Origin of the sequence: Haemophilus aegyptius (genome assembly GCF_900475885.1) — a bacterium.
In the GTDB taxonomy this organism is placed as follows: domain Bacteria; phylum Pseudomonadota; class Gammaproteobacteria; order Enterobacterales; family Pasteurellaceae; genus Haemophilus; species Haemophilus influenzae.
The window spans coordinates 740,383-761,239 of the sequence record NZ_LS483429.1 but is presented as its reverse complement, the minus strand read 5'-3'; the positions used below and the strand labels follow the sequence as shown (position 1 = coordinate 761,239).

At 42.2% G+C, this 20,857-nt stretch carries 31 protein-coding genes; 3 read left to right on the top strand and 28 right to left on the bottom strand.

The features are described from left to right. Positions 1–2: 2 nt before the first annotated feature. The 7 genes from DQN49_RS04070 to DQN49_RS10195 form a co-directional block, all read right to left on the bottom strand. Positions 3–1,439: a baseplate J/gp47 family protein gene (locus tag DQN49_RS04070; RefSeq protein ID WP_006995039.1), complete on the bottom strand. Its 1,437-nt coding sequence runs from the start codon at positions 1,437–1,439 to the stop codon at positions 3–5. Next, a complete protein-coding gene (locus DQN49_RS04065) occupies positions 1,432–1,797 on the bottom strand; it encodes a hypothetical protein (RefSeq protein ID WP_006995040.1) in 366 nt (121 codons plus the stop codon). Before DQN49_RS04065 ends, DQN49_RS04070 begins: the two co-directional genes overlap by 8 nt. Continuing rightward, entirely contained in the window at positions 1,794–2,465 is a 672-nt protein-coding gene (locus DQN49_RS04060; RefSeq protein WP_006995041.1) for a Gp138 family membrane-puncturing spike protein, read from the bottom strand. Before DQN49_RS04060 ends, DQN49_RS04065 begins: the two co-directional genes overlap by 4 nt. Next, on the bottom strand, positions 2,462–3,424 hold the full coding sequence (locus DQN49_RS04055) for a phage protein (RefSeq protein ID WP_006995042.1): 963 nt from the start codon (positions 3,422–3,424) through the stop codon (positions 2,462–2,464). Before DQN49_RS04055 ends, DQN49_RS04060 begins: the two co-directional genes overlap by 4 nt. Continuing rightward, positions 3,421–3,735, bottom strand: coding sequence for a phage baseplate plug family protein (locus DQN49_RS04050; protein ID WP_005643334.1), 315 nt, complete (start codon positions 3,733–3,735; stop codon positions 3,421–3,423). The genes DQN49_RS04055 and DQN49_RS04050 overlap by 4 nt, the downstream gene beginning before the upstream one ends. Then, positions 3,732–4,313 (bottom strand): phage baseplate protein, encoded by a 582-nt coding sequence (locus DQN49_RS04045; RefSeq protein ID WP_006995043.1) that lies wholly within the window; start codon positions 4,311–4,313, stop codon positions 3,732–3,734. The genes DQN49_RS04050 and DQN49_RS04045 overlap by 4 nt, the downstream gene beginning before the upstream one ends. 177 nt (positions 4,314–4,490) lie before the next feature. Further along, positions 4,491–4,637 (bottom strand): hypothetical protein, encoded by a 147-nt coding sequence (locus tag DQN49_RS10195; protein WP_153232579.1) that lies wholly within the window; start codon positions 4,635–4,637, stop codon positions 4,491–4,493. On the opposite strand from DQN49_RS10195, the gene DQN49_RS04040 reads away from it, so the two are divergent. Then, positions 4,621–5,193 carry a KilA-N domain-containing protein gene (locus DQN49_RS04040; protein WP_006995044.1) on the top strand — a complete coding sequence of 191 codons (573 nt, stop codon included), beginning with the start codon at positions 4,621–4,623 and terminating at the stop codon, positions 5,191–5,193. The two genes, DQN49_RS10195 and DQN49_RS04040, sit on opposite strands and share 17 nt — an antisense overlap. A gap of 74 nt (positions 5,194–5,267) precedes the next feature. Here the strand turns inward: DQN49_RS04040 and DQN49_RS04035 are convergent, their stop codons facing one another. From DQN49_RS04035 to DQN49_RS03960, 17 genes are all read right to left on the bottom strand, one after another. Then, positions 5,268–7,598 carry a tape measure protein gene (locus tag DQN49_RS04035; RefSeq protein ID WP_006995045.1) on the bottom strand — a complete coding sequence of 777 codons (2,331 nt, stop codon included), beginning with the start codon at positions 7,596–7,598 and terminating at the stop codon, positions 5,268–5,270. Beyond that, the gene (locus DQN49_RS10190; RefSeq protein ID WP_006995046.1) at positions 7,595–7,747 is read right to left on the bottom strand and encodes a hypothetical protein; all 153 of its coding nucleotides are present in this window, start codon (positions 7,745–7,747) and stop codon (positions 7,595–7,597) included. Before DQN49_RS10190 ends, DQN49_RS04035 begins: the two co-directional genes overlap by 4 nt. A 35-nt stretch (positions 7,748–7,782) precedes the next feature. After that, positions 7,783–8,265 (bottom strand): phage tail assembly chaperone, encoded by a 483-nt coding sequence (locus DQN49_RS04030; protein ID WP_006995047.1) that lies wholly within the window; start codon positions 8,263–8,265, stop codon positions 7,783–7,785. Next, the gene (locus DQN49_RS04025; protein WP_005643344.1) at positions 8,265–8,690 is read right to left on the bottom strand and encodes a phage structural protein; all 426 of its coding nucleotides are present in this window, start codon (positions 8,688–8,690) and stop codon (positions 8,265–8,267) included. The genes DQN49_RS04030 and DQN49_RS04025 overlap by 1 nt, the downstream gene beginning before the upstream one ends. Positions 8,691–8,735: 45 nt before the next feature. Next, entirely contained in the window at positions 8,736–9,809 is a 1,074-nt protein-coding gene (locus DQN49_RS04020) for a DUF3383 family protein (protein ID WP_032826286.1), read from the bottom strand. After that, positions 9,796–10,305 (bottom strand): phage neck terminator protein, encoded by a 510-nt coding sequence (locus DQN49_RS04015; RefSeq protein WP_006995049.1) that lies wholly within the window; start codon positions 10,303–10,305, stop codon positions 9,796–9,798. The genes DQN49_RS04020 and DQN49_RS04015 overlap by 14 nt, the downstream gene beginning before the upstream one ends. A 1-nt stretch (position 10,306) precedes the next feature. Further along, entirely contained in the window at positions 10,307–10,666 is a 360-nt protein-coding gene (locus tag DQN49_RS04010; RefSeq protein WP_006995050.1) for a hypothetical protein, read from the bottom strand. After that, the gene (locus DQN49_RS04005) at positions 10,666–11,124 is read right to left on the bottom strand and encodes a phage virion morphogenesis protein (protein WP_006995051.1); all 459 of its coding nucleotides are present in this window, start codon (positions 11,122–11,124) and stop codon (positions 10,666–10,668) included. Before DQN49_RS04005 ends, DQN49_RS04010 begins: the two co-directional genes overlap by 1 nt. After that, positions 11,117–11,467, bottom strand: coding sequence for a DUF4054 domain-containing protein (locus DQN49_RS04000; protein WP_006995052.1), 351 nt, complete (start codon positions 11,465–11,467; stop codon positions 11,117–11,119). Before DQN49_RS04000 ends, DQN49_RS04005 begins: the two co-directional genes overlap by 8 nt. A 3-nt stretch (positions 11,468–11,470) precedes the next feature. Next, positions 11,471–11,659: a hypothetical protein gene (locus tag DQN49_RS03995; RefSeq protein ID WP_006995053.1), complete on the bottom strand. Its 189-nt coding sequence runs from the start codon at positions 11,657–11,659 to the stop codon at positions 11,471–11,473. 2 nt (positions 11,660–11,661) lie between these two features. Continuing rightward, the gene (locus tag DQN49_RS03990; protein WP_006995054.1) at positions 11,662–12,663 is read right to left on the bottom strand and encodes a DUF2184 domain-containing protein; all 1,002 of its coding nucleotides are present in this window, start codon (positions 12,661–12,663) and stop codon (positions 11,662–11,664) included. Between the two features lie 7 nt (positions 12,664–12,670). Beyond that, entirely contained in the window at positions 12,671–13,090 is a 420-nt protein-coding gene (locus DQN49_RS03985; RefSeq protein WP_006995055.1) for a structural cement protein Gp24, read from the bottom strand. A 10-nt stretch (positions 13,091–13,100) separates the two neighbouring features. After that, positions 13,101–14,174: a DUF2213 domain-containing protein gene (locus DQN49_RS03980; protein ID WP_006995056.1), complete on the bottom strand. Its 1,074-nt coding sequence runs from the start codon at positions 14,172–14,174 to the stop codon at positions 13,101–13,103. Positions 14,175–14,299: 125 nt separating this feature from the next. Beyond that, positions 14,300–15,517, bottom strand: coding sequence for a PBECR3 domain-containing polyvalent protein (locus tag DQN49_RS03975; protein WP_032826239.1), 1,218 nt, complete (start codon positions 15,515–15,517; stop codon positions 14,300–14,302). Next, positions 15,498–16,814, bottom strand: coding sequence for a phage portal protein (locus tag DQN49_RS03970; protein WP_006995058.1), 1,317 nt, complete (start codon positions 16,812–16,814; stop codon positions 15,498–15,500). Before DQN49_RS03970 ends, DQN49_RS03975 begins: the two co-directional genes overlap by 20 nt. Before the next feature lies 1 nt (position 16,815). Further along, positions 16,816–18,174 carry a PBSX family phage terminase large subunit gene (locus DQN49_RS03965; protein WP_006995059.1) on the bottom strand — a complete coding sequence of 453 codons (1,359 nt, stop codon included), beginning with the start codon at positions 18,172–18,174 and terminating at the stop codon, positions 16,816–16,818. Further along, complete coding sequence (locus DQN49_RS03960; protein WP_006995060.1) at positions 18,155–18,673, bottom strand: terminase small subunit; 519 nt, start codon at positions 18,671–18,673, stop codon at positions 18,155–18,157. Before DQN49_RS03960 ends, DQN49_RS03965 begins: the two co-directional genes overlap by 20 nt. A gap of 77 nt (positions 18,674–18,750) precedes the next feature. On the opposite strand from DQN49_RS03960, the gene DQN49_RS03955 reads away from it, so the two are divergent. Further along, complete coding sequence (locus DQN49_RS03955) at positions 18,751–19,002, top strand: type II toxin-antitoxin system RelE family toxin (RefSeq protein WP_005643377.1); 252 nt, start codon at positions 18,751–18,753, stop codon at positions 19,000–19,002. Further along, entirely contained in the window at positions 18,986–19,333 is a 348-nt protein-coding gene (locus DQN49_RS03950; RefSeq protein ID WP_006995061.1) for a helix-turn-helix domain-containing protein, read from the top strand. The genes DQN49_RS03955 and DQN49_RS03950 overlap by 17 nt, the downstream gene beginning before the upstream one ends. A 1-nt stretch (position 19,334) precedes the next feature. On the opposite strand, the gene lysC is transcribed toward DQN49_RS03950, so the two are convergent. The 4 genes from lysC to DQN49_RS03930 are packed head-to-tail and all read right to left on the bottom strand — an operon-like array spanning position 19,335 to position 20,771. Continuing rightward, complete coding sequence (gene lysC, locus DQN49_RS03945) at positions 19,335–19,616, bottom strand: Rz1-like lysis system protein LysC (protein ID WP_080358406.1); 282 nt, start codon at positions 19,614–19,616, stop codon at positions 19,335–19,337. Beyond that, the gene (locus DQN49_RS03940) at positions 19,528–19,851 is read right to left on the bottom strand and encodes a DUF2570 family protein (protein ID WP_006995062.1); all 324 of its coding nucleotides are present in this window, start codon (positions 19,849–19,851) and stop codon (positions 19,528–19,530) included. Before DQN49_RS03940 ends, lysC begins: the two co-directional genes overlap by 89 nt. Further along, positions 19,844–20,446, bottom strand: coding sequence for a glycoside hydrolase family 19 protein (locus tag DQN49_RS03935; RefSeq protein ID WP_006995063.1), 603 nt, complete (start codon positions 20,444–20,446; stop codon positions 19,844–19,846). The genes DQN49_RS03940 and DQN49_RS03935 overlap by 8 nt, the downstream gene beginning before the upstream one ends. Then, positions 20,412–20,771, bottom strand: a complete 360-nt coding sequence (locus DQN49_RS03930) for a phage holin, lambda family (protein WP_032826240.1) — start codon at positions 20,769–20,771, stop codon at positions 20,412–20,414. Before DQN49_RS03930 ends, DQN49_RS03935 begins: the two co-directional genes overlap by 35 nt. Between the last annotated feature and the right edge of the window lie 86 nt (positions 20,772–20,857).

Sequence of the window (20,857 nt, the reverse complement as noted above, 5' to 3'; positions counted from 1 at the left end):
TCCTAACTCATCACAATGATAGACGGATCGAAAATCGCTTCTTCATCAGGTGCGATGGTAATATTCTGTTCTTGGTATCTTGGCTCTGGATCGGTAATATTATTCGTTTTACCTATCTGAACGGTAACTTTTCCCACGCCTTGAACCTCAATGCAAGCAGCAATAAGGCGTTGATGAATTACATCTGCTCCCACGCCAAGTGATTTACCATATTTCAAGATATTGTTGAGTGCACTTACAATGTAACCAGCTCTCGCAATTTCATCTTCATCAACAAAGGTTTCAATGGTAACTTTTAACCAAATGTAACATTTAGTCGGACGACTAAATTTAATCAAGTGCGGTTGGTTTTGACTGTCTCGCACGGTAACTTCGGTTTGCCCGTGTGTGCCAATACCCAAAGGCTTAAATTTTAATAATGTCGATGCGATATCCGTATCTAAACCACCTTTGACTACCGCATACAGTGAACGCTTAGGAATACCATTAATCGTCTGATCTGCATCGTTTTCATAAATTCTCAATGAATGAACGCCCGCCACCTTGCTTAAATTGGCATAAAGTGAATCAATTGTACCGGCTCCATTTTGCCAAACACCACGATGATAACGTTGATATAATTCAATATCACTTTCTTCTAAACGACCGGATGCACCTTCAACAACATTGTTCACTTCAACAACGCCATCAATCATATTTACCAGTTCAATCATTTGCCCAATATCGGCTTTATCTTCACTAGGGCTTTCAGTGGAAAGCATACAACGCACGCCTAAGCGAGAAAGCGTAAGATTTTGGCTAACGGAGATAGAAAAGTGCGGTATAGATTGTGCCGAAATCTCAATAATTACATTATCATTACTCACATCGGCATAACTTATCGCTTTTAATTGATTGGCTAAACCTTGAATAATACTCGCACTTGATGAACGCATTGCTGTAAAACGATACGTCACACCATTAACTACGACGGAAAATACATCGCCCGTATTAATGGTATTTGAATTTAGCTCAATCCGTGCATAAGCAGCTTGATTTGAATCAATGCGTGCGTCTTCATCTGAATAATATAAAATCTGTGTTCCTGCATTGCGTACTGCAGTATATCGGGGGATTTCAACGCCAGTATTACCGTAAAAAATCACTGGCACCGTTGAGTGCTCTGCTTGTAAACGAGTGACTCCTGTAAAAGAAACGGCGCGATCTAAATTTGCTCCAGTTGCGCTCATCGGATACATTGCACTATAAACGCTTTCGATAAGCTCCCATAAGGCGGCAAAGCGTTCTGACTCAATGTTTAACATCATTCCCATCACAGTTTCAGGTGACAAATCAATATCTTCCCCAAACATTTTCTTCGCATTTTCATAAAGCTCTTTTAACTGCTCTGGCATACGCTTACGCACAAAGCCACTACGCGTTAATCCATAATTAGCCATTTCGTTTTATACTCACTTTGTCTTTTACTACACCTTCGTTGGTTCGTGCTGAAAATTGCACCGCCAAAACCCGATCTTTTAGATGAAATTCAAGAGATAAACGCTCTACCGCTAGAACCCCTTTCACACCCATAATCTTTTTGCGAAAAATGGATTGAATACGTGCGTTATCAGGATTCTTTGTCAAAATTTCATCAAAATAAGGCAGTCCAATTGTTGTATCTAAAAACCACTCTCCTAAAAACGTTAAAAGCACAACCTTAATCTGTTGTGCTTTTTGATTGATGCCATCTACAAGTACTAGTTTACGATCTTTTATCATCAAATCGTGTTGTCCATTCAATTTTAAATCGATCATAATGGTGTCCCTGTTGTACCACCGCTATCGCCTTTATGCTTGTGACTTTGTAATGACACACCATCTGCCATAACATCGCCAGTTGTCGTTAAAGAACCACTAACGGATACACTGCCACTGTTACCTGCCGTTGAAATACCGCCATTTACGATTACATTGCCGTTAAAGGTACTGGTTGGCGCAGTCACAGTAAAATTATCCGTTGTTACCCTTACATCAGGCGAATTGATCGTAATATTGCCATTTGGTGCGATTTTAATTTTACCGCTACCGTATTTAATACAAAGGTTCTCAACATCGGCATTTGGAGAGCGACTATTACCGCCCATTACACAAAAAGCATCGGATAAATCAAACATTCGCGGATCATCTGGCGCATCATTGCTTCCACTTAACCAATTTTCTAGAGATCGCTGCGAAAAAATCAGCAAGCAACCATCACCAACTTTCACTGGTAATGTCACTTGTGCCACCGCACCGTTAATGTCTGTCATAGGGAACATCACCGGCACGTTTACAATCTGCGGTGCATTTAATACTTCGCCATTGGCTAACCGCTTAGGAATAGAGGGTTGTACCGTTGCCCGCACCGTTCCCGCATCATAACTGACAATTTTCCCTGGCAATGACACATTAATTTCAGAAAGTGCGGTTAAAATATCCGTCATTTTTGCTCGTCCTTTTTCTTACGTTTTTTACGATGTTTACTTTGCGTTTCCATCTGCGTTTTAGTCGGTGCGTTTAGATCTACTAAATGTAGTTCGCTTTGCCAATCACCAGAATGACTATCACCCGAATGCTTGATTTTTTCCACGCGGAACCAATTTGTCACGGTCACACTTTCCAGCTTGATTTTGTCACAAGGGTTTAGCATAGGCAGTAACAGGCTTTTTACATTCCAACCGTCCCTCGCTTGCCGATCAAAGGCAAATTTCTCATCTTGCTTTTTATTTGGCGTATCCTGCTTCTTACTGCGTGCTGCTTCACGTGTGCGTTCAGGAAAACCGATTAGCCCGCTATCTTTTGCTAACACATAACCCGATCGCTTTGTCACGCCATTGCGGTTTACAATCTGCAGTTCGCCATTTTGGATCGACCACTCAAGCCCCGTTCCTGCAACGACTTTGTCTAACGCTTTACGAGCGGCACCGTAAAAACTAAAACCATTTGCCCAAGTGCGTGATTTCAAATTATCCGCACCAACTACGGTTACGCCCATTTTTGCAGCAATATCATTAGTAATTTGCGTAGAACTCACACCACCGCCATAACCTAATGAAACCGCCGTATCGCGAATTTCTACCAAGCCATCTAAAACATAAAGCTCCGTCACCCAGTCTGCGCCTTGATGATAAGAATACGCCGTGGCAATATCCCCCGAGCATAACAAAACATTACCTTCCTGCTCATATCCTGCATACAACACACATCGCATATCTGGCTGCTCAATAGTTTTTCGTGTAGTGGATGCAAGGTTATAGATTTTAATGGTATTTTCGTTCGGCTCGGCTTCACAATCTTTTTCAATATCGAACTCAATACGCATTGGCGGCTCAATCACAATGGCATCTTTTTGCCCTTTCTTGCCAATCATCAATTTATAACTACGTAAAAAGCGATAACTCATTCATCCACTCCGATATAAATCAACACCGCCTTGCCATTGATAAAATCATCGCGTCCAATCGTTTGTAAATTATCATCACGCACCGCAATCAATTCCCCAAGTGGCAATTCATCACGGCGTACTGGCGCAATTAAAGGACGATTCGGCAAAATCACAATGCTTGAGACCAGTTCATCGTTATAAGCATTTTCAATAGTGAGCGACCAAAATCCGATTGTGTCGTTCCAAGAAAAGTGTAAAAAAAAGACTTCATCATCAAGATTTACTTCGGTAATAAAATCGTTTTTATTTGCAAGGTTTATTGTGATCATTGTTTTTTACCACTCCATTCGCCGAACTTCGTGATTTTTTGTGCCTGCGTATTTGTCGGCTTGCCAGTTTGTGCTTTGCCGGTTTTTGCTTTCGTCTGTCCCGCTTTGCCTTTTGCGTTTGGCGCGGCTTTCTCTGGTGGCACCTCTTCCTTGCGTAACGTCACTTTTTGAATTTTTCGAAATTCCGCACTAATATTTAACCGCTCGCCGTCATCACTGTTACGCTCAATCTCAAGGCTTTCAATAGCAAAATCTTCATACACATCAAGACCGGTAACAATCGTGACTAATTCCCGCTTAGCGTGTAATTCTCGCAACGTCTCTTTTGCTGCAATCAATTTATATTTCCCTAAGCCAACATTAAACAATGTTCCTGTGCCAGTAATCACGCCACTAAGGCTTAACCGCTCACTTTCCCGTGTAATGTGATCAGAAATTACCGTACCGTCTTCAATGGGATATTCCGTGATTTGGCTAGAAAGTGATGTGTTTTCGGTTAAAAGTGCGTCCAATTCCAATACGCCAATTGTCGTACGCTTGCCCGAAAGGGCTGAAAATAAAAGGTTTACTATGCTCATAATTTACTTTTTTCTCTTTACAACGCCCGAGAATTTCATTAGGATTAGTTCAAGGTCTCAAAAGCCTTTATCAGATACGGTTTTCACCCCGTTAGTGTGATTTTTTTGTATCCAAATTTTAGTGAGTTAAACCACCATTATTTAATTCATTAGAAGTGCGGAGCAAAAATTAACAATTTATTCAATGATCGACAGTGCGACTAATACAATACCGCAAGGGAATACGTCCGCTGGATTATCTGACCAGTTTTGAGCTGTCGATCGCCCTAACCTAAAATTAGGGGTTCCATCAAAAGGAAAATCAGATATGTCAAACTTAACCATTCTTAACAATTCTATTCGTTCATACGAAAATCTTTTCTCTTTAAACGATTTACACGTTGCTAGCGGTCGAAAAGAGAAACACCGCCCAAATCAATTTATCCGCTTAGAAACCACTCAAGAATTAATTAAAGAAATTCAAGACGAAGATCTAAATGCGCAGATCTGCGCATTTAAAACTATTCGCGGCACTAAAGGCGGCACTTACGCTTGCGAAGAATTAGTGCTTTCCTATGCCATGTGGATTAGCCCAAAATTTCACTTAATAGTCTTGCGCGCGTTTTTGGCTATGCACCGCAACGAGCCAAAACAACTTACACTACCGCTTGTCAGTGATGAACTTAAACAGGCAATGGCAAAAATGGTAACTTACGCATCGCAATATGCCAACTTCCAACAAGCCATTACAAGCGCACAACTGGAAGAGCAAAAACGCCTTGTAGAGTTCTTTTTTTCCAGCATTCCAAATGGAGATAGCTATCTGTTTGTGTTCAACAAAAACATTCAGCAAGATATTCAACAGGCAAGCGATTTACTGCATAAGCTAATCACACAATAATAGAAAACCCCGAAATGCTTTAACGTTTCGGGGTTTTGTTTTTTTAAAGTACGGTTAAAATCAACCGCACTTTTTTACCCAGCATATTCAATCGCCCCCATTCCAAACGATGTAGATGAACCACGGCTTAATTTGTCTGATACCGCATTAGCCACACCGCTAGGATTAGCGGAGCTTTGAATATTGAAGTTATTGGTTTGCGTCATATTCTGATTAGGTGCGAAAATAGGACGACCGCCATAGCCTAACCGCTGTGGCGATACGTGACCGCTTACTGGTGTAGTTAAGGCTTCGCCGCTTAGCTTAACTTCCGCTTTCGCACCGTCAGAAAACAAATCTCTAATCCAGCTCGGAATAAGCGAATTAAACCAGCCTACCACAGTATCGATAGATTTTTGCCACGCATTTTTAAACATCGTCGTCACGCTATTCCATTTTTCGCCAGCATCTTTCTTTACATTATCCCAGCTCTCCGCTGCTTTATTTGTGATGTTATCCCACATTTCGCTTGCACCAGTGATGATACTTTGCCAAATCTCCGCCGCTTTTGTGGAAATGGCTTCCCACGCAGCAATGGCAAAGGCTTTCACTTCATCCCAATACACAACAAGCAAGATAACCAAGCCAATTACCGCACTAATCGCAAGCAAAATTGGGTTACTTGCTACCGCCATAAACATCGCGCGACCGATCGCAAAAATACCTTTTACCACTGTGCCAACGACAGATTTAAATATCACGCCAAATTTGACCGCCCCACGTTTCAAAAGCGAGAATGCGCCACTGCCGACACGGGAAAATAATTTAAAATGTTTTTGCGCCCAGATAAATGGAGATGCAATCCCTTTCGCTACCTTAATAAAAGGTTTGGTTACAAACATTACGGATCTAAATCCACCTTTCAACAATCCGAAAAATGCACGGAATGGGGAAAATAACGCCCATACAGCGGAGATAATACCGCCCAGCACCATTAGCCCAACAGAATAAAGCGGTAGGAATTTCAAGCTTAATCCATCAATCATATCGCCCACACTAGACCAAGCACCGGCATAATCCCCATTAATTAATGCGCGAATAATCCGCACCATACCGCTTACCGTATTAATGAGATTCCTCACGGCGGCAATAATATATTCTAAAACATCAGTAGCAAAAGCCTGCCAAGAGTCAAAATTAATCTCAACGCCCGCCATTCGGCTTAAATCTTTTAATAAACCACGAACATTGATCCAAAGCTTATCCGCCAGTTTACCTAGCGCGGCGAATTTATCCGCCCAAACTTCATAGCGTCCGACTAATGCCCCAGTAAAGGATAAATCGCCCTGTGTCCAACCATAAATATCTTCTAACACCAAGGCAACGACACCCGCCGCCGCAGCCATCGCCAAGTAAGGTGCCGCCGCACGTGCACCCATCATTAACAATTGATGCAAGCTCTTTTTCGCCGCTGCCAGCGCAAACATCAGCTTACCACCGATTACCGTACCAGCTAAAAAGCCCACTAAACGAATGTTTTCTATTACCCATTCAGCAGCATTATAGAAAGCCGCGCCGAGTTTAGAGACTTTATTGACCGCTACATCAATCAATTGACCGGCTTTATTTTTCAGAATCGTCATACCGCGCCCAAAGGTTTTCGGCATCTGATCGAATTCTTTTTGGATTTTATCCGCTTGTTTTAGCAGACCTTGTGCGAGTTCTTTTGATGTGAGCTTACCTTCTTTACCTAGATCTTTTAATTGCCCAATCGGCACGCCAAAACTATCAGCAATGGCATTCGCTAAACGTGGGGCTTGTTCAATAATTGAGTTCAGCTCATCGCCACGTAATGCACCCGAGCCTAAGGCTTGACCAAGCTGCATCAAGGCGGCTTGCTGCGCCCCCTGATCTCCGCCGCCAATCGTCATCGTTTGCCCAATGATTTCCGTTAAATTTAACGTATCATCAAGACTTAACCCCAAATCCCCCGCACTTCGATTCACTTTTGAAAATAAATCCGCACTGGCGAGATAGTCTTGTCCGGAACGTTGTGAAAGGTCGAAAATCTGACTCAATGCATATTTATGTTCTTCAACAGATTTTGTCGCCAATTTCACACGACTATCCACCGCAGCCCATTCATCGGCAATTTTGATCGCACTACCACCGGTAACCATCGCAAAATAACCAGCAACAAGGTTACGTAGAGAACGCATTTGATTTTTAGCGTCTTTCAGATTATTACCGACCTCTTTCACGTTCACGGCAGCCCCTGAGAATTTAGCACGTAATCCATCGACTGCATTATTTAGGTTGCTACGAATACCTTTTGCCGCCTGTTGAGTTTGAATAACATAAGCTTTTAAACCGGAATTATCGACTTTATAACGCAGTAACGTTACCAGTTCACGCACAACATTCATCGGTTTTTCTCCATTTGTTTTGCTTCCATCGCATCTACCGCATCTAGTAAGCGATTAATCTTCAAAAGCTCGCCCATATCCATCAATCCTGCCGTATTAAGCTCTGTTAGTGTAACTTTACCGGCTAAAAAAGGACGCCAAGCGATCATCTCACTTAGCGTCTGTTCGCTGTATTTACCAACGCTTACGCTTTCTTCACAAGCTCTTGCACCGACCCAAGACGGGCAAGAAATTTCGTAAAAAAACTGCTGAAATTAAGTTGTAAGATGAAAATTACCAACTCGATAAGCTCCGACATATCATCAAACACCAAATCAAAATCAGTTTTGCTAAGTTTTTTATCTGTCCCATTGTTGAAATCATCACGCTGCACCGTCACTAGTTCAGGTTTAATTAGCATATCAGCTAGTTTAACTAACTCTTGGCCGCTTAATTGCTGGCTTAAATCTTGTAAACCTTGCGCAAAATTCGCCGCACTTTTCTGTGCTAATTCGGCTAACTGAGCTGACGTTGCATCTTTCGGTTTTTCATCGCTAAATCCGATTACTTTCGCCAGTGACGGTACAAGGGTTTTCTGCAAATCGCCAAAAATGCGTAACTGATCCATTACCGAAAACTTTTGCACAAAAAAAGTGCTTTCGCCAATTTGAATTTCACTGCGTGTCATCAGTCATTTCCCCCTACAAATAATTTACCGTCCGCAGTTTCAAGCGTCCACTCGCGAGAACCCACTTCTTTTCCAAGCTCAAGTTTCGCCGATTTAACCACCCACGCCGTGCTTGCAGCGAATAATGAGCGACCACGCAAGTCTTTTACCGCAATTGGAAAGGTTGCGTTTTTACTCACTTTATCCGCTGCATAGAGTTCACTTAACACATCATTGGTATCACTGGTTTGTAATAACGTTAATGTGACTTTTTTACGTGGATCGGCACTGGTTGCACGTGCTACTTCGCCATCTGCACCAGCAACAGATGATACGCCGTCAGACATTTCTTCAATATCAATAAAGGTTCCATCTGCAAAGCCAGAAACAATAACCGCCCCGATCACAATACTTACTTCATCGGGCGCATAAGTTGCTAAAGCCATAAAATTCTCCTAAAAAATGACCGCACTTTAGCGGTCTGTTAATGATTAAAGACTGTAAGCCAGATTGCCCTTGATTTCTGTTAAGTGAATAGCACCGGCTAAACGTGCCGAGAATTTCACATCTTGCAATAAACGCTTACCTTTATTGTTATTCGACACCTTCGCCGCCAGTGGAAGGGAAATCACATAACTTGGAATTTCCTTGTTATTATCATCCAATTCTGTCGGCGCAATACCGCCACGTGCTACACCTAAATCTAACGCCTGACGCACTGCCGCACCAATTAATTGAATACCTTTATCGGTGTAAGGCACTTTGCCGTAAGCATTGATTAAGACGGATGTCACATTAATTTGTACTTCCTGCACCAACCAATCACGGAAACGGATAATATCGATCCATTCCCCAGCTGCGACTTTGCCGCCTTGCGTTACCGCAAAGCTATCGTTAAATTTCTCAAATGTCGTTGCGTTTTTCTTCGAGCAAGCTAAGTATTCGCCTTCCATTAACGGCGAATAAGATACGCCAGCAAGTTTTTTCAAGTTCCACGTTTCTGACCCCGGATAGAATGTGAAGGAATAGCTCATTAAGGCAATTTCTGGGTATTCTTCCGTTGCTTTATGGGAATACATTACCGCCGAGCGGTAATATTGTTTCGCTTCAAGTTTGCTCGCAATATCGGTTTTCTCCGCCGATTGTGGCAATTTTTCATCAGCAGAGGCGGTAACAAATAATTTACCATTGGTTTCTGCCCACGCCGCCGCCAACATCACATCAGCGTCTTCACGCGAGACCAACGCCAAGCCATACCAGCTGTTATTTTCTCGTGCGACCGCAGCAAGCGCATCCGTCACGCTTTCATCTTGTGCTTTACGTCCGATAAATACCTGTGCCACGTGTGACGGCTGCGCAAAGGCGGTAGCCACAGCGATATAAAGCGGATTGTTTGATTTTAAGCCTAAATCCAATAATTCATTTGGATCGGTTACTACCAGAAAACGTGCTGAATTATTCAGCGTATGTTCGCCTAAAATTAATAAATCACTAAAAGATTTACCGGCGATTGTGGTTGTATTTAAATCAATAGCCACATTTACCAAGCGATCAATTTTCGCCATTTTCATTTACCCCTATTAAATTTTTCTCAGAAGCACGTCCTATGTTTGCCGTCACTTCCACTTGTTCAATAATACCCATAATATCCTGCACACTAGCCGCATAACGAATTTCAAGCTCTACCATTGCCCGATCTTCATATTCACGCTGTTCATTTAGAAAGGCTAAATGGGTAATCCGCCCAATGCGAATCAATGCCACGCCATCATTTAACCAACGCTCACGACAAGACTGCATAGATAAGCGCATACAAACATCTCGCAATGCCTGTAAACTGTTTCCACCGAAATAATTCAACTCAAGCACGGCATCGATATGAGTTTTTACCGTCTGATTGCCTTCATCATTTACCGCCGAATAATGAAAATGTTCTGGTGTCCTCTCAAACTTCAGTTCATAAGTAAAAAATGGCTTTTCTGGCTCACGCCCATTTTCATAGGTGCGAATAAAAGGGCGATCCGATAGATCGCCCAATAAATCATACAAACGCTCAAGCATATTATTTTACCCGTATAGCCACGTAGCGATGATGTGACAACACACCACTGTGATAACTAGCTCGTGAAATCACTTCGTATCGCTCGCCGTCAAATAGCACTACTGTGCCATTGTGTGCATTTTCTCCAGCCACCGTTAGTTTTTGATCGGTGTAAATTTTTACCGCACTTGAAACGCGCCGCCCCTGCATTGATACCACTAGGCGATCCATTTCAACACCGCTTAACGGCTGAATGGATGCCATTAACGTCTGCTCGATTTCGCCGCCGTTTACCCACTTGCCTTTCACGTACTCTCCGTCAGAACGCACAAGTATTGTATAAGGCTTGCGAAAAGAAGATTGAGAAGAAAATATCTGCATCAGATTTCAACCTTATAACGAATTGAATTGACTAATTGCGAGGTATCTACGAGCGGTTTACTACTTTTCTTGCGCCTACGCGTAGATGGCGCATTCGGTGTCCAAGGATAAGACTTCAAGGTATTTTTCTGCTTGTCTTGATACCATTGCCCAAGTTTTGAAAGCTCTTGCACCAAATCAGCCCCTTTCGCCACATTAGAGACCACACGCCCTAAGTATTGCGCCACTGCCTGTTGATTATCTTCAAAGGTTTGACGAATAAAAGGACGAGACGGGATATGTGCCGTGCCATATTCATTCCAAATACCAATATCCACCAAGTTTTCGCCTGATTCAGAATGAACGCCTGCATCCGCTTGAACGCCTACTTTTACGCGTGCTTTGCCGATTTTGTTTATCAACTCAAGTTCTTTTTCAAGCCCTTTATTGTTGATTTTTACCTTAACCACGCTAGACACAATAACTCCCTACGGTAATCGCACCAAGGCGTACGCAAATATTGTTTAGCTCGTTATATTTCGCCAAAAAGCGTTCAGCGTTGCCGCCTTTATCGCTCCCTGAAAAATATTCACGTTCTAAATCGCCTTCACGTTCACGCCGTAAACCTGCCGCATTTACCCCGCTTTCAATCGACTGAGCCAACAAATAAGCCGCATACCACGCCACCGCCTCATCTTGCTTGTCATCAGATAAACAGTCTGGACGTTTATTATCAGCCACGCTTAACGCCTTATTTACCATATCTTCAGGCATTTGTTGGCTTAATGGGTAAAAGAGATTAAGTAACGAGTATGCGCTCATTTATTACTCCTGCTTTTTACTTTTGCCGTCTTTTTTCGCATCTTCCGCTTTCGGCGTTACGTCAATTAATACGCCACGTTTAATTAAACGATCAAGCCCTACCGCATCATCGGCAATTTCCACCTCTTGATTAGGGGCGATAAACTCGCCGCCAACACGAATTAAACGGGCTTCAATATTACGTACAATCATCGCTAAATCTCCGCTTTGGTTGCCGATAACGGATAACGTAAGAACACGCCGCCCACACGAGCCACACAGTTCACAACAAGCTCTAAATTGCGTTCTTGTGCCGGTAACTGGGTAAAATCTTGCGGCGTTTCAAGAGTTAAGTTATCAAGGGATTTTTCATAGCAAATCGCTAAGTTCTTATTCCCTGTACCCGCTTTCTCTAATTCCCATAAGCCCTGAATAGTTAAGTTAGGATGTTTACGCTTGAAGAACGTCAATACGTCCACTTTGTCAGCCGTGTTCATATACTTACTGGATAACGTCTGATAATCGGTTAGCGACAACAATAAGTGTGTTGGCTGATGCACACCTTTTGATTGCAACACGACGGTATCGTGTAGATTGTCCAAATCCGCTAGCACCGCATCCGCCGTTGCAGTTTTCCAGCCACCAGTTACCGATGTTTCTCCTAAATTCGGGTGGTTAATAAAGCCGTTTAAACCAAATTCTTTATCTCCTAACAAGGCAATTTCGTTCATCTTTACTTCCACCGCACGACGCGCCGCACGAGCTTTAGAAGACGGTAAATCCGTTTGATTAGCTGACGCCGCTTTCAACTCTTGTAGATTGTAGCCATAAGCAGCACCGATGTTTTTCACTTTCACCGCACGTTCTGTCATTGCCACATCCGCACGCGGTAAATCATCGGCATAGTTGGCAATGACTTTAGCCATGCCGACCATATCGTAAATGCGTTCAGTCACGGTTTCTGCCCATTCAGGGGCTTCAGAAGAGACAGGGACGAGCGATAAGCCATTCATACCCGGTAATTTTTCTTCATAGATTTTGTTGCGCACAAACTCTAATTGGCGTTGCGTAAACAAGCCCGCATCTTGGTTAAATACACCCACCGCATTTAAACAAGTATTGATCGCATTCAACTCGAACGCATCTTGACGAATATCTGTCATTATTTTTCTCCAATAAAAAAGCCCCAAGTTTTCACTTAGGGCATCGTTAAACATTGAATAATTAAGCTAACTCGACTAACGCGAGCTTGCCATATTTACCGCAATCTACTACGGCGGTTTTAAAGGTTGCATTCGGTAATGCTGTGCCAGTTTTTGCCACCTTGCCTGAAGCGGGGTCAAAACTTACCGCACTTCCTGCCGTAATCGCTTCGCTGTCTTTCACTACACACCACGCAACCCCTTTACGCAATACGGAAACCGCATCAAATTTCGCATAACCGCCTACTACAGCATGGGAATGTAACGCAATGCCAATGGGCTTAGTGCCACCTAATTTAGCTTGATTAGCTTTTGTACCTTGTGTGATTACCACACCAAAAGGGATTTCCGCTTCTGCTGCAAAAGTTTCTACCAAATCATAGCGGCTATCGCCTTTCATACCAGCAAAGGCTTTTTGTTGTAATTGATCGTACATAGACATCGTTTTGCTCCTATTGGTTACGACTTGCAATCATTGCCGCACGACCAGTTAATTTCGTTTGGCTATCCTGCGTGAATGTGGTTTGATTTGTGGCAGATGGTGTTAATTGCTGACGCTGCAAACCTGCCGCATCCTCGCGTTGTTTGGCATCGCTTACCGCAATATCAAACGCCGCTTCAATATAACCATCGGATTTTTGCGATAAATCCGCATCGTCTTGACGAATTGCCTTAATTACTGCTTCACGCAACGCACGGTCGGTACTATCAGCTTTCACTTCCACATTATGCACTTTCGCTACGTTTTCCAATTCAACACGCACCTTGGCTTGACTTACCGCATCTTGTTTAATTTGTTCAACCTGCGTTTCAAGCTCTTTCACTTTCGCTTCTGCCGCATCTGCGCGTGCCGCTTCTTTGTCTTTTGCTGTCACTGCGTCTTTGGCGTCTTGTTTTAGTTTATTTAATTCAACAATCACTTCGGGTGCGGCTTGATACGTAATGCCGCTATCTAAGCGAATGTCAGAAAGCGTTGTTTGAGTGTTACTCATCGGATTTTCTCCATCTTCGTTAAATTCCACGGCATCTGCCGCATCTAAATTAAGTGCGGCATTGCCTGCACGCCCAACTGTCACAATGGCTAAATGGTTAGGACGAATATTACGCTGGATCACATCATACGGCTCGCCGTCTTCTGTTGTACCGCTCGTCTCGTCAATATCTACCTTATAGCCAACCGACAATTCTTTTTTTCCAAAATCAACGGCTTTCGTATTGTGAATCACAATATCTGCCGTTAAATTTTGCCCATCTTGTTTACCTTCCGTTAAGATAGAGCCCACCACCAAATGCGCATTATTTTTCGTCACAAGTCCGTGATGATCTTCTGTAATCGGCAATCCCTTATAAGCGCGTAAACTATCCGCCTTAAATACTTCATCGGGCGGACGATATTCACGTCGAGTTTTGCCATTAGGAAGCTCATAAACAAACACCCCACTTCTTGTCAGAATAGGGGTGTCATAAATAAAACCGTTATCATCTCGCCGTGCCTGAATGCCACGGCGGTCGTATCGCATTACCATATAATGATCTCCAAAAATTGAAATTTAAATTCAATGCTCTATAATACAGAAAACCATAAATCGTAGGACATAGCACGTTTCGGACGTTAAGCAGGTGCCAGAGTGAACCAAGCACTATGTGAGATTTATGGTTTTTTCTTTTTCCGAATCCACATTGTTTTTACTGCAATTTTCTTATGGCGTTTTCTAACTTCTTGAACGCAAAAGATTTCATCTCCAATTTCTTTGCGTAGTAAAAACGTTTCATTTCCCGCATCACTTGTCCCAGTGTAGTCAATACTATCAAATGACGAAACAATCTGCGGCAACATCAAAATATCGGCTTTTGTTACCGCTCTTTGCCCACGCTTATTTTCAGCTTTCTCATTTCCGTGTTGCTTTAGAATATGGCGTATACTCGATTCATCAATGCTATGCTGCCAACCGCTTATATCTAATCCAATACTTTCTTTAGCAAGCGTAACTAAGGCAGGATCAACCGAACCAAAATTAGAAAATGACTTATTTCCACCACCGGATAATGAATTATCAAACAACTCATCTAAGTTCATTTTCCCTGTTTTGATTGTTGAAATAGGATCTATCGGTTCAGCGTCATCTCTCCCAAGATCTTCAAATTCAGGGAATACCGCCTCCGCATAGCAACGACATAAAATAGGCTCCCCCGGATGTCCGTCATCAGGTGGATTATCCCAATCAAATTGTTTACCCTCACGATCAACGTGGTGCGCCCGCTCACGCTCATCAAGCATACCGCGCCAAATATACGACTTCACGCCGATATTTTGCTGGCGCAACTTCGTCAAATGACCGTTTAACTTGCCAATTTGGTCACGAGCAATTAATGTTGCACGTTTCTCGTTGGTGTTAAGGATAGACTTCACATCATCTACCACGCTTTCCCAACGCCAACCACCGCGCACCGCTTGAGTAAAGCGACTACGCAATTTTTCTAACGTCTGCGTAGGAAGGCTTTTTATTAGACGGATATTTTCCCATTCCGCAATTTTTAATGCATCATCAAGCCAAGGTTCAGTCGTGAAAACATCGACGCTATAAACTGATTTCAGCACCTTGTGAAACTGTCTGCGATTAAAATCAGCCGTTTGCTTCACATAACCACGCACAAATTGCGTAATTTCTTTTTCATCAACAAAAATCAATACCGCTTGCAATAATTCAATAAGCCAACGTTCAAGTATGTCAGAAAAACTATCTTGTCGAATATTTGCCTGAAAGTGCGGTCGAATTTCAACGAATTTTTGATTAACCATCGTATTAATGTTTCTCGCCACACCACGTAAATAACCCACATATTCACGCTCAATTGCGTGAGGAAACAACCACGCCTTTGGCTTTCTGTTCTTCTTGATACTTTTCAACATCATCGTCATCTACCTGTGGCAATTTGTCCGCTTGAATGCCAAACTCCCCGGCAATCTGTGTTCGCAATTCTTCTGTGGATAATGCACCCGAATCAACCAAATTAATTAAGCGATCAAGCTCGATTTTCGCTGCATCCGCATTCGTTTTACGCACATCGGCTATTTCTTTGTCAGTTGGTGTATTAAGCGACGGGAATTTGATTTTCCAGTTCTCAAACGGCTTAATATGCTTTTGAAACATCAATAGTTCAATCAGCTTTTCAAGCACTGGCTTGATTTTATGTTGTTGAATACTTTCGACCAAATCGTAATAGCTTTCAAAATCGCTCTGTCCTGTGGCGTTCATACCTTTAGCTGACTGCCCGAATAAAATCGCCACTGGAATATTCACATCAGCCGAAATCGCTACTTTAAATTCATCAAGCACATCAACAATCCCGCCTAAATCCGCATTGAGAATGTTGTAATCGTCTTCGCTATCAACAGCTACGCCATTTAACAGACTACGCCCACGTTCAACAAGATTGATACGCTCTCGAATAACAGGCTCTAATCCATTATCAATTGCCAATGCAAGCCCTTTCATTTTATGAACCGCTTGCTGTTTGCGTTCAAGAATTAACGAAGCCCACATCAATGATTTTTGATAATCACGAATTTTTGGATAAACCGATCTAACCGCACTACGCCCAATCCAATGTAAGCCATTTTTTAGACGTTCTGGCAATGAATCACCGCCCATAAATAACAAACGGCTTTCATGGATTTCTACCTGACTATCAAGCGAACCAGCAATCGTACCGATATTTAACCGATAACTGGAATAGCGACCATAATTTGGCTTGGTTGGATCGGAATAGCGATTAGCCGTAGGCGAAATTTGACTTAAATCAAACACTCGCACTTCATCGATACGTGTAATGCGACTTGGCTCTAACGGCTCACTTAATCGCGCACCGTCATCGGTCAATAAAACCATAACCGCACCACCAAAAAACCGCGACCAACGCACCATATCTGCCAATGCAGGCAAAATCTTCAACCGTTCAATCTCATTGCTAATCGCATCATCTTGATCGCCTTGAATTTCAATCGAACGTGAAATCGCCGCATCTGCTGGCATATCGACCACCCGTGCGGCTAAACCACCTAACTCATATAACGTTAAATCAAAAAGTGCGGTTGAATTTGCAGAATTTCTTGCAAAATGATTAATCCCCAAGGCTTCGGCGTAGCCGTCTTGATTAAATGCCATATTAACTTCCTAACCCAATGAAACGCGACAATACATCTTCTTTCGGTGCGAAACACATTACCAACGCATCCGCCTTATTCGGTGACGGAATGCCACGCTTTTTCATATCTTTCTTACTTTCTACTTTTACACGCCCATTACCGTCATAATCCACATAAGGGCGTGCCAATTCTGCTTTTAAATATTCCAAATCCCTTATATCGGAAGAAAGACTAATCATCTCATCAACGGGATATTGCTCTTCATACGTTATCGCCCGATAGGTTTTATAGAAACGATCGCGTAAACGCCACCACGCCTGAGCCTTAATATTGGCGAACATATCTCGATTGGTTTTACCATAAACATATTCCACATCAGGCTCAAACACCGCACCCCCAGCATTAAAGCCATTAATACGAATGGATTTATCGTCTAGGCGATGATAGTGTGCTTTTACACCGGCACCCACGCCGATGCTATCGTAAACAATTTCATTTGCGCCAAATTCCAATGCATTAAGCCGAGTTCTGTCTGCACTACCAATCACATCTTCGCCGCGCCATTCATCCATTCGCAACACTACAGAACCATGAACAAAGGCATTAGCATTCGCATCTGAGCCTTCATCCGCCACATCAAAACCAATAATCTTTCGCCCTGCTGCCACAAAGCCTAGTTTTTTATGTGCATCAACCGCGGCATCAATCCACAATGGTTTAATAATAACCTTATCGCTATCAGCTACCGGTTCTCCCTCATAAACATGACGATAAAGCTCATAATCACGTTCACGCATCTGCTCCATATCTTCCATTAATTCTTTTGGAAAATATGGGTTGTCTTGCCAATTCACTAAGACCGATTTACACCGTTCAGGTGGATGAATCACAAAGCGTTGATAGGTATCGTCCAGAATGTTTTTCGGGTTGAAACTCACAATAATTTGCGAGCCATCTTCACGAATGGTCGGAATCAACACATCCCAGCTTTCTTTTGAAACATTCTCGCCTTCTTCCACCCACACTACATCAATACCCGTCATTGACTTGATTGAAGTGATGTTGGTTTTCAGCCCAGCAAACGTGAAGCGTGAACCGTTTTGCCCGATAATTTGCGTTTTCTGTACATCAAAAAAGGCTTGCAAGCCAAGCATTTCAATCTGATCTGCCAACATCTGAATCACAGAATCAGAAATCGATTTCTGAATTTCACGACAACACAACACCCGAATCGGTTGAGTATAAGCACGTAGCACTAACGCACGGGCAATGCTGAAACTTTTCCCAGAACCACGTCCGCCATAGAAAATAATAAAACGCCAAATAGATTCAAAGAGCGGTCGGAATTTCGTGGGAAATTTAAGGTTCTTCTGGTTCATCGCTAAAACTAATGTTGATGACTGCAGGTAACGCATTACCGCCTGAGGTCACATCGACTCTATCTTTAAACATACCAAGATGTTTGCCTAGTAGCTCAAGAGCTTTATTTGCACCTGTCGGTTCAAAAACAAAACATTCGGTATTAACGCTTTGTGCCGTTCCTTCTTGAGCGTTTTTTACCACAGTGGTAATGGTAAGCGGCTTTCTTCCCATACAAATATCACGATACTCTTGCAAGTCCGCAATGATGTTATCAACGGTAAGATTATGGCGTTGTCTGTGCTCTTGTTGAAGCACATCAACCCTTGATCTAATCTTGATCTTATCTAATTCTTTTTTAGCTAATCGGTTTATACTTTCGGGCTTCATATCTTGGCAATCATAACTCTGCCGATACGCTTCACTCGCATTCCCCAGCTCAATATAAAGCTGACAAAACTTTTCTTGTTTAGGCGTTAATCCACGACCAGACGTGGATTTTCCTTTCACGTCTGACATAGGAAATCCTTAAAATAACTTGAATAAAACTTATAAAACCTATAAAATACTTATTAATTAAATGTAATACTTTAGCTATGAAAGAAATCATCTATCAGCCAAAAGCATTAAAACAATTGAGAAAGATTCCAACAAAAGCACATATAATTGAAAAATGTGAGTCGCTTAAAACCTTTCCCGATTGTTCTAATATCAAAGCACTAACCAATCACACTTACGAATATCGTTACCGTGTTGGTGATTATCGTGTTTTCTTTAATATCGTTGGTAATACGATGAATATCGTATCTATTGAAGAGGTTAAAAAAAGAGATGAACGCACTTACTAATATTCAATACATTAATAATGAGCAAGGCGTACCTGCTTTTGCTGTTATGCCAATTGCCACGCTTAACTGGCTAAAACAAAAAGCGAATTTTTCAGACCCTATTGAAACAGGTATACCTGAATCTGTCGCCAAACTAGCGTTATTAAACGATTATTCTGCATTGCGTGCTTGGCGCGAGCACTTAGGCTTAACACAGGCTGATGTTGCGGGACGTTTAGGTATCTCTCAAGCAGCTTATTCGCAACATGAAAATTCACAAACATTGCGTAAAAGCACTCGCATTAAAATAGCGACAGCACTTGGCATTAATCCCGCTCAATTAGATTTTTAATCTATTTACTGCCTTTTGCTTGATCAACCCATTTATTAAGATGATCTACTTGGCTTGCGCACTTATCTCGCTCTGCGGTTACTTTAACTAACTGTATGACTACATCGCCGTATGTTTCCCCAGTAAATGCTGTTCTTACACAAGGTGCGGTATAGGCTTGAGGCGGATAAATATATTCTGCTTTAGTCGTGACTTTATTTGTACAAGCGGTCAAGAACAGACTGAGGCAGACGAGTGTTGGCACAAGGCTGTGTCTTAATGATTGTTTTAACTGATTCAGCATTTTCTGTTGCTATCCTTTCTATTTCATCATTACGCTCTTGTTGAGCAATAACGGCATCACGCTCTTGTTGTAATGCAAGGCTTAATGATTTGTTAGCATCTTCTTGTTGCTGGATAGTTTTTTCTTGTTGCTTTGTCGTTATTTCCAATTCATCAATAACGCCCGACTGATAACGCAATGCACCAAACAAAACCACTACAACAACCCCTAATGCTATGTAAATGTACTTAGCCATTATCCGTTACCATTAATGCCCGATAGAGCTTACAACGCTCATCAATGCCGTTTAGCCCACCATTAATTCTTCGCGTGACTTTCTCTACAGAATTAAGTTCAGCCAATTCACAGCATTGCCAATACCAAATAGCAGTTTTAACAGATAAATCTAAATTGCTTGCCACATCTTCTGGCTCAATGTCTCTACCTAACCATTTTCTAAATGCGGCATAATTATCCTTACCTGTAATCTGAATCAGTCCACGACCACGATACTTCCAGCCATCTCCACTTTTCTCATCGCCATTACCTAAACGATTAGCATAAACACGATTAGCAATAAGTTCAGGCTTACGCTCATATTTCTTCGCTGTAAGTGAGTCTGGGAAATATTTATGAAAAGTTTTAGAAAGCCCAAGCCAAGAATAATTTAGATTTTCTTTAAATCTTGTAAATCCGCCACTTTCGTGTCCACATTGCGCTAGAAACATCGCTTGCTGCATCTTAGTTACACAACCTGCTTTTTCTATCTGTGCTGAAATAGCTTGATAAACACCTTTAACTGCGTGCGGAAAAATTTTATTGAATGTCACTTCGGAAATCATCATTGTCATCTTTATCAATTCTCCGATTAATGAATTTAAATAAAAACTCACGAATTTTCTCCGTACCAACAAAACCAATCATCGTACCGAGAAAAGAAGAATATTCAGTATGCCCAAATAAATGTGTACAAATTGGCACCGCAACACCCGCAATAGAGGCACACATAGCCGCATCAATTAAGACATAACGAATAGTCGGCTTTTTACGCATAAACCCAAATCTTAAAAGAGAAATAAATAACGCCCAAAAAGCACTCTGTGCTGAGCTAGAACTAAGATTTGTTTGCAACCAAGACCATATTAACGCCCACACATCAGGCTCTTTAATTGGCATATATTTTCTCCCGCCTGTTTTTAGGCAATAAAAAAGCCCACGTATTAACGTGAGCTTGTGATAGATGGCCTTACCCCGTGCGATTT

What these genes read in the sequence shown, in the direction of transcription:
- DQN49_RS04055 (WP_006995042.1), bottom strand. Translation starts at nt 3,424, where the DNA reads ATGAGTTATCGCTTTTTACGTAGTTATAAATTGATGATTGGCAAGAAA.
- DQN49_RS04050 (WP_005643334.1), bottom strand. Translation starts at nt 3,735, where the DNA reads ATGATCACAATAAACCTTGCAAATAAAAACGATTTTATTACCGAAGTA.
- DQN49_RS04070 (WP_006995039.1), bottom strand. Translation starts at nt 1,439, where the DNA reads ATGGCTAATTATGGATTAACGCGTAGTGGCTTTGTGCGTAAGCGTATG.
- DQN49_RS10195 (WP_153232579.1), bottom strand. Translation starts at nt 4,637, where the DNA reads ATGGTTAAGTTTGACATATCTGATTTTCCTTTTGATGGAACCCCTAAT.
- DQN49_RS03995 (WP_006995053.1), bottom strand. Translation starts at nt 11,659, where the DNA reads ATGATTGTACGTAATATTGAAGCCCGTTTAATTCGTGTTGGCGGCGAG.
- DQN49_RS04060 (WP_006995041.1), bottom strand. Translation starts at nt 2,465, where the DNA reads ATGACGGATATTTTAACCGCACTTTCTGAAATTAATGTGTCATTGCCA.
- DQN49_RS10190 (WP_006995046.1), bottom strand. Translation starts at nt 7,747, where the DNA reads ATGATCGCTTGGCGTCCTTTTTTAGCCGGTAAAGTTACACTAACAGAG.
- DQN49_RS04000 (WP_006995052.1), bottom strand. Translation starts at nt 11,467, where the DNA reads ATGAGCGCATACTCGTTACTTAATCTCTTTTACCCATTAAGCCAACAA.
- DQN49_RS03985 (WP_006995055.1), bottom strand. Translation starts at nt 13,090, where the DNA reads ATGTCTATGTACGATCAATTACAACAAAAAGCCTTTGCTGGTATGAAA.
- DQN49_RS04040 (WP_006995044.1), top strand. Translation starts at nt 4,621, where the DNA reads ATGTCAAACTTAACCATTCTTAACAATTCTATTCGTTCATACGAAAAT.
- DQN49_RS03990 (WP_006995054.1), bottom strand. Translation starts at nt 12,663, where the DNA reads ATGTTTAACGATGCCCTAAGTGAAAACTTGGGGCTTTTTTATTGGAGA.
- DQN49_RS03940 (WP_006995062.1), bottom strand. Translation starts at nt 19,851, where the DNA reads ATGGCTAAGTACATTTACATAGCATTAGGGGTTGTTGTAGTGGTTTTG.
- DQN49_RS03980 (WP_006995056.1), bottom strand. Translation starts at nt 14,174, where the DNA reads ATGGTAATGCGATACGACCGCCGTGGCATTCAGGCACGGCGAGATGAT.
- DQN49_RS03970 (WP_006995058.1), bottom strand. Translation starts at nt 16,814, where the DNA reads ATGGCATTTAATCAAGACGGCTACGCCGAAGCCTTGGGGATTAATCAT.
- DQN49_RS04010 (WP_006995050.1), bottom strand. Translation starts at nt 10,666, where the DNA reads ATGCAGATATTTTCTTCTCAATCTTCTTTTCGCAAGCCTTATACAATA.
- DQN49_RS03965 (WP_006995059.1), bottom strand. Translation starts at nt 18,174, where the DNA reads ATGAACCAGAAGAACCTTAAATTTCCCACGAAATTCCGACCGCTCTTT.
- DQN49_RS04025 (WP_005643344.1), bottom strand. Translation starts at nt 8,690, where the DNA reads ATGGCTTTAGCAACTTATGCGCCCGATGAAGTAAGTATTGTGATCGGG.
- DQN49_RS03950 (WP_006995061.1), top strand. Translation starts at nt 18,986, where the DNA reads ATGAACGCACTTACTAATATTCAATACATTAATAATGAGCAAGGCGTA.
- DQN49_RS04065 (WP_006995040.1), bottom strand. Translation starts at nt 1,797, where the DNA reads ATGATCGATTTAAAATTGAATGGACAACACGATTTGATGATAAAAGAT.
- DQN49_RS04020 (WP_032826286.1), bottom strand. Translation starts at nt 9,809, where the DNA reads ATGGCGAAAATTGATCGCTTGGTAAATGTGGCTATTGATTTAAATACA.
- DQN49_RS03930 (WP_032826240.1), bottom strand. Translation starts at nt 20,771, where the DNA reads ATGCCAATTAAAGAGCCTGATGTGTGGGCGTTAATATGGTCTTGGTTG.
- DQN49_RS03960 (WP_006995060.1), bottom strand. Translation starts at nt 18,673, where the DNA reads ATGTCAGACGTGAAAGGAAAATCCACGTCTGGTCGTGGATTAACGCCT.
- DQN49_RS03935 (WP_006995063.1), bottom strand. Translation starts at nt 20,446, where the DNA reads ATGACAATGATGATTTCCGAAGTGACATTCAATAAAATTTTTCCGCAC.
- DQN49_RS04015 (WP_006995049.1), bottom strand. Translation starts at nt 10,305, where the DNA reads ATGCTTGAGCGTTTGTATGATTTATTGGGCGATCTATCGGATCGCCCT.
- DQN49_RS03955 (WP_005643377.1), top strand. Translation starts at nt 18,751, where the DNA reads ATGAAAGAAATCATCTATCAGCCAAAAGCATTAAAACAATTGAGAAAG.
- DQN49_RS04045 (WP_006995043.1), bottom strand. Translation starts at nt 4,313, where the DNA reads ATGAGCATAGTAAACCTTTTATTTTCAGCCCTTTCGGGCAAGCGTACG.
- DQN49_RS04030 (WP_006995047.1), bottom strand. Translation starts at nt 8,265, where the DNA reads ATGACACGCAGTGAAATTCAAATTGGCGAAAGCACTTTTTTTGTGCAA.
- DQN49_RS04035 (WP_006995045.1), bottom strand. Translation starts at nt 7,598, where the DNA reads ATGAATGTTGTGCGTGAACTGGTAACGTTACTGCGTTATAAAGTCGAT.
- lysC (WP_080358406.1), bottom strand. Translation starts at nt 19,616, where the DNA reads ATGCTGAATCAGTTAAAACAATCATTAAGACACAGCCTTGTGCCAACA.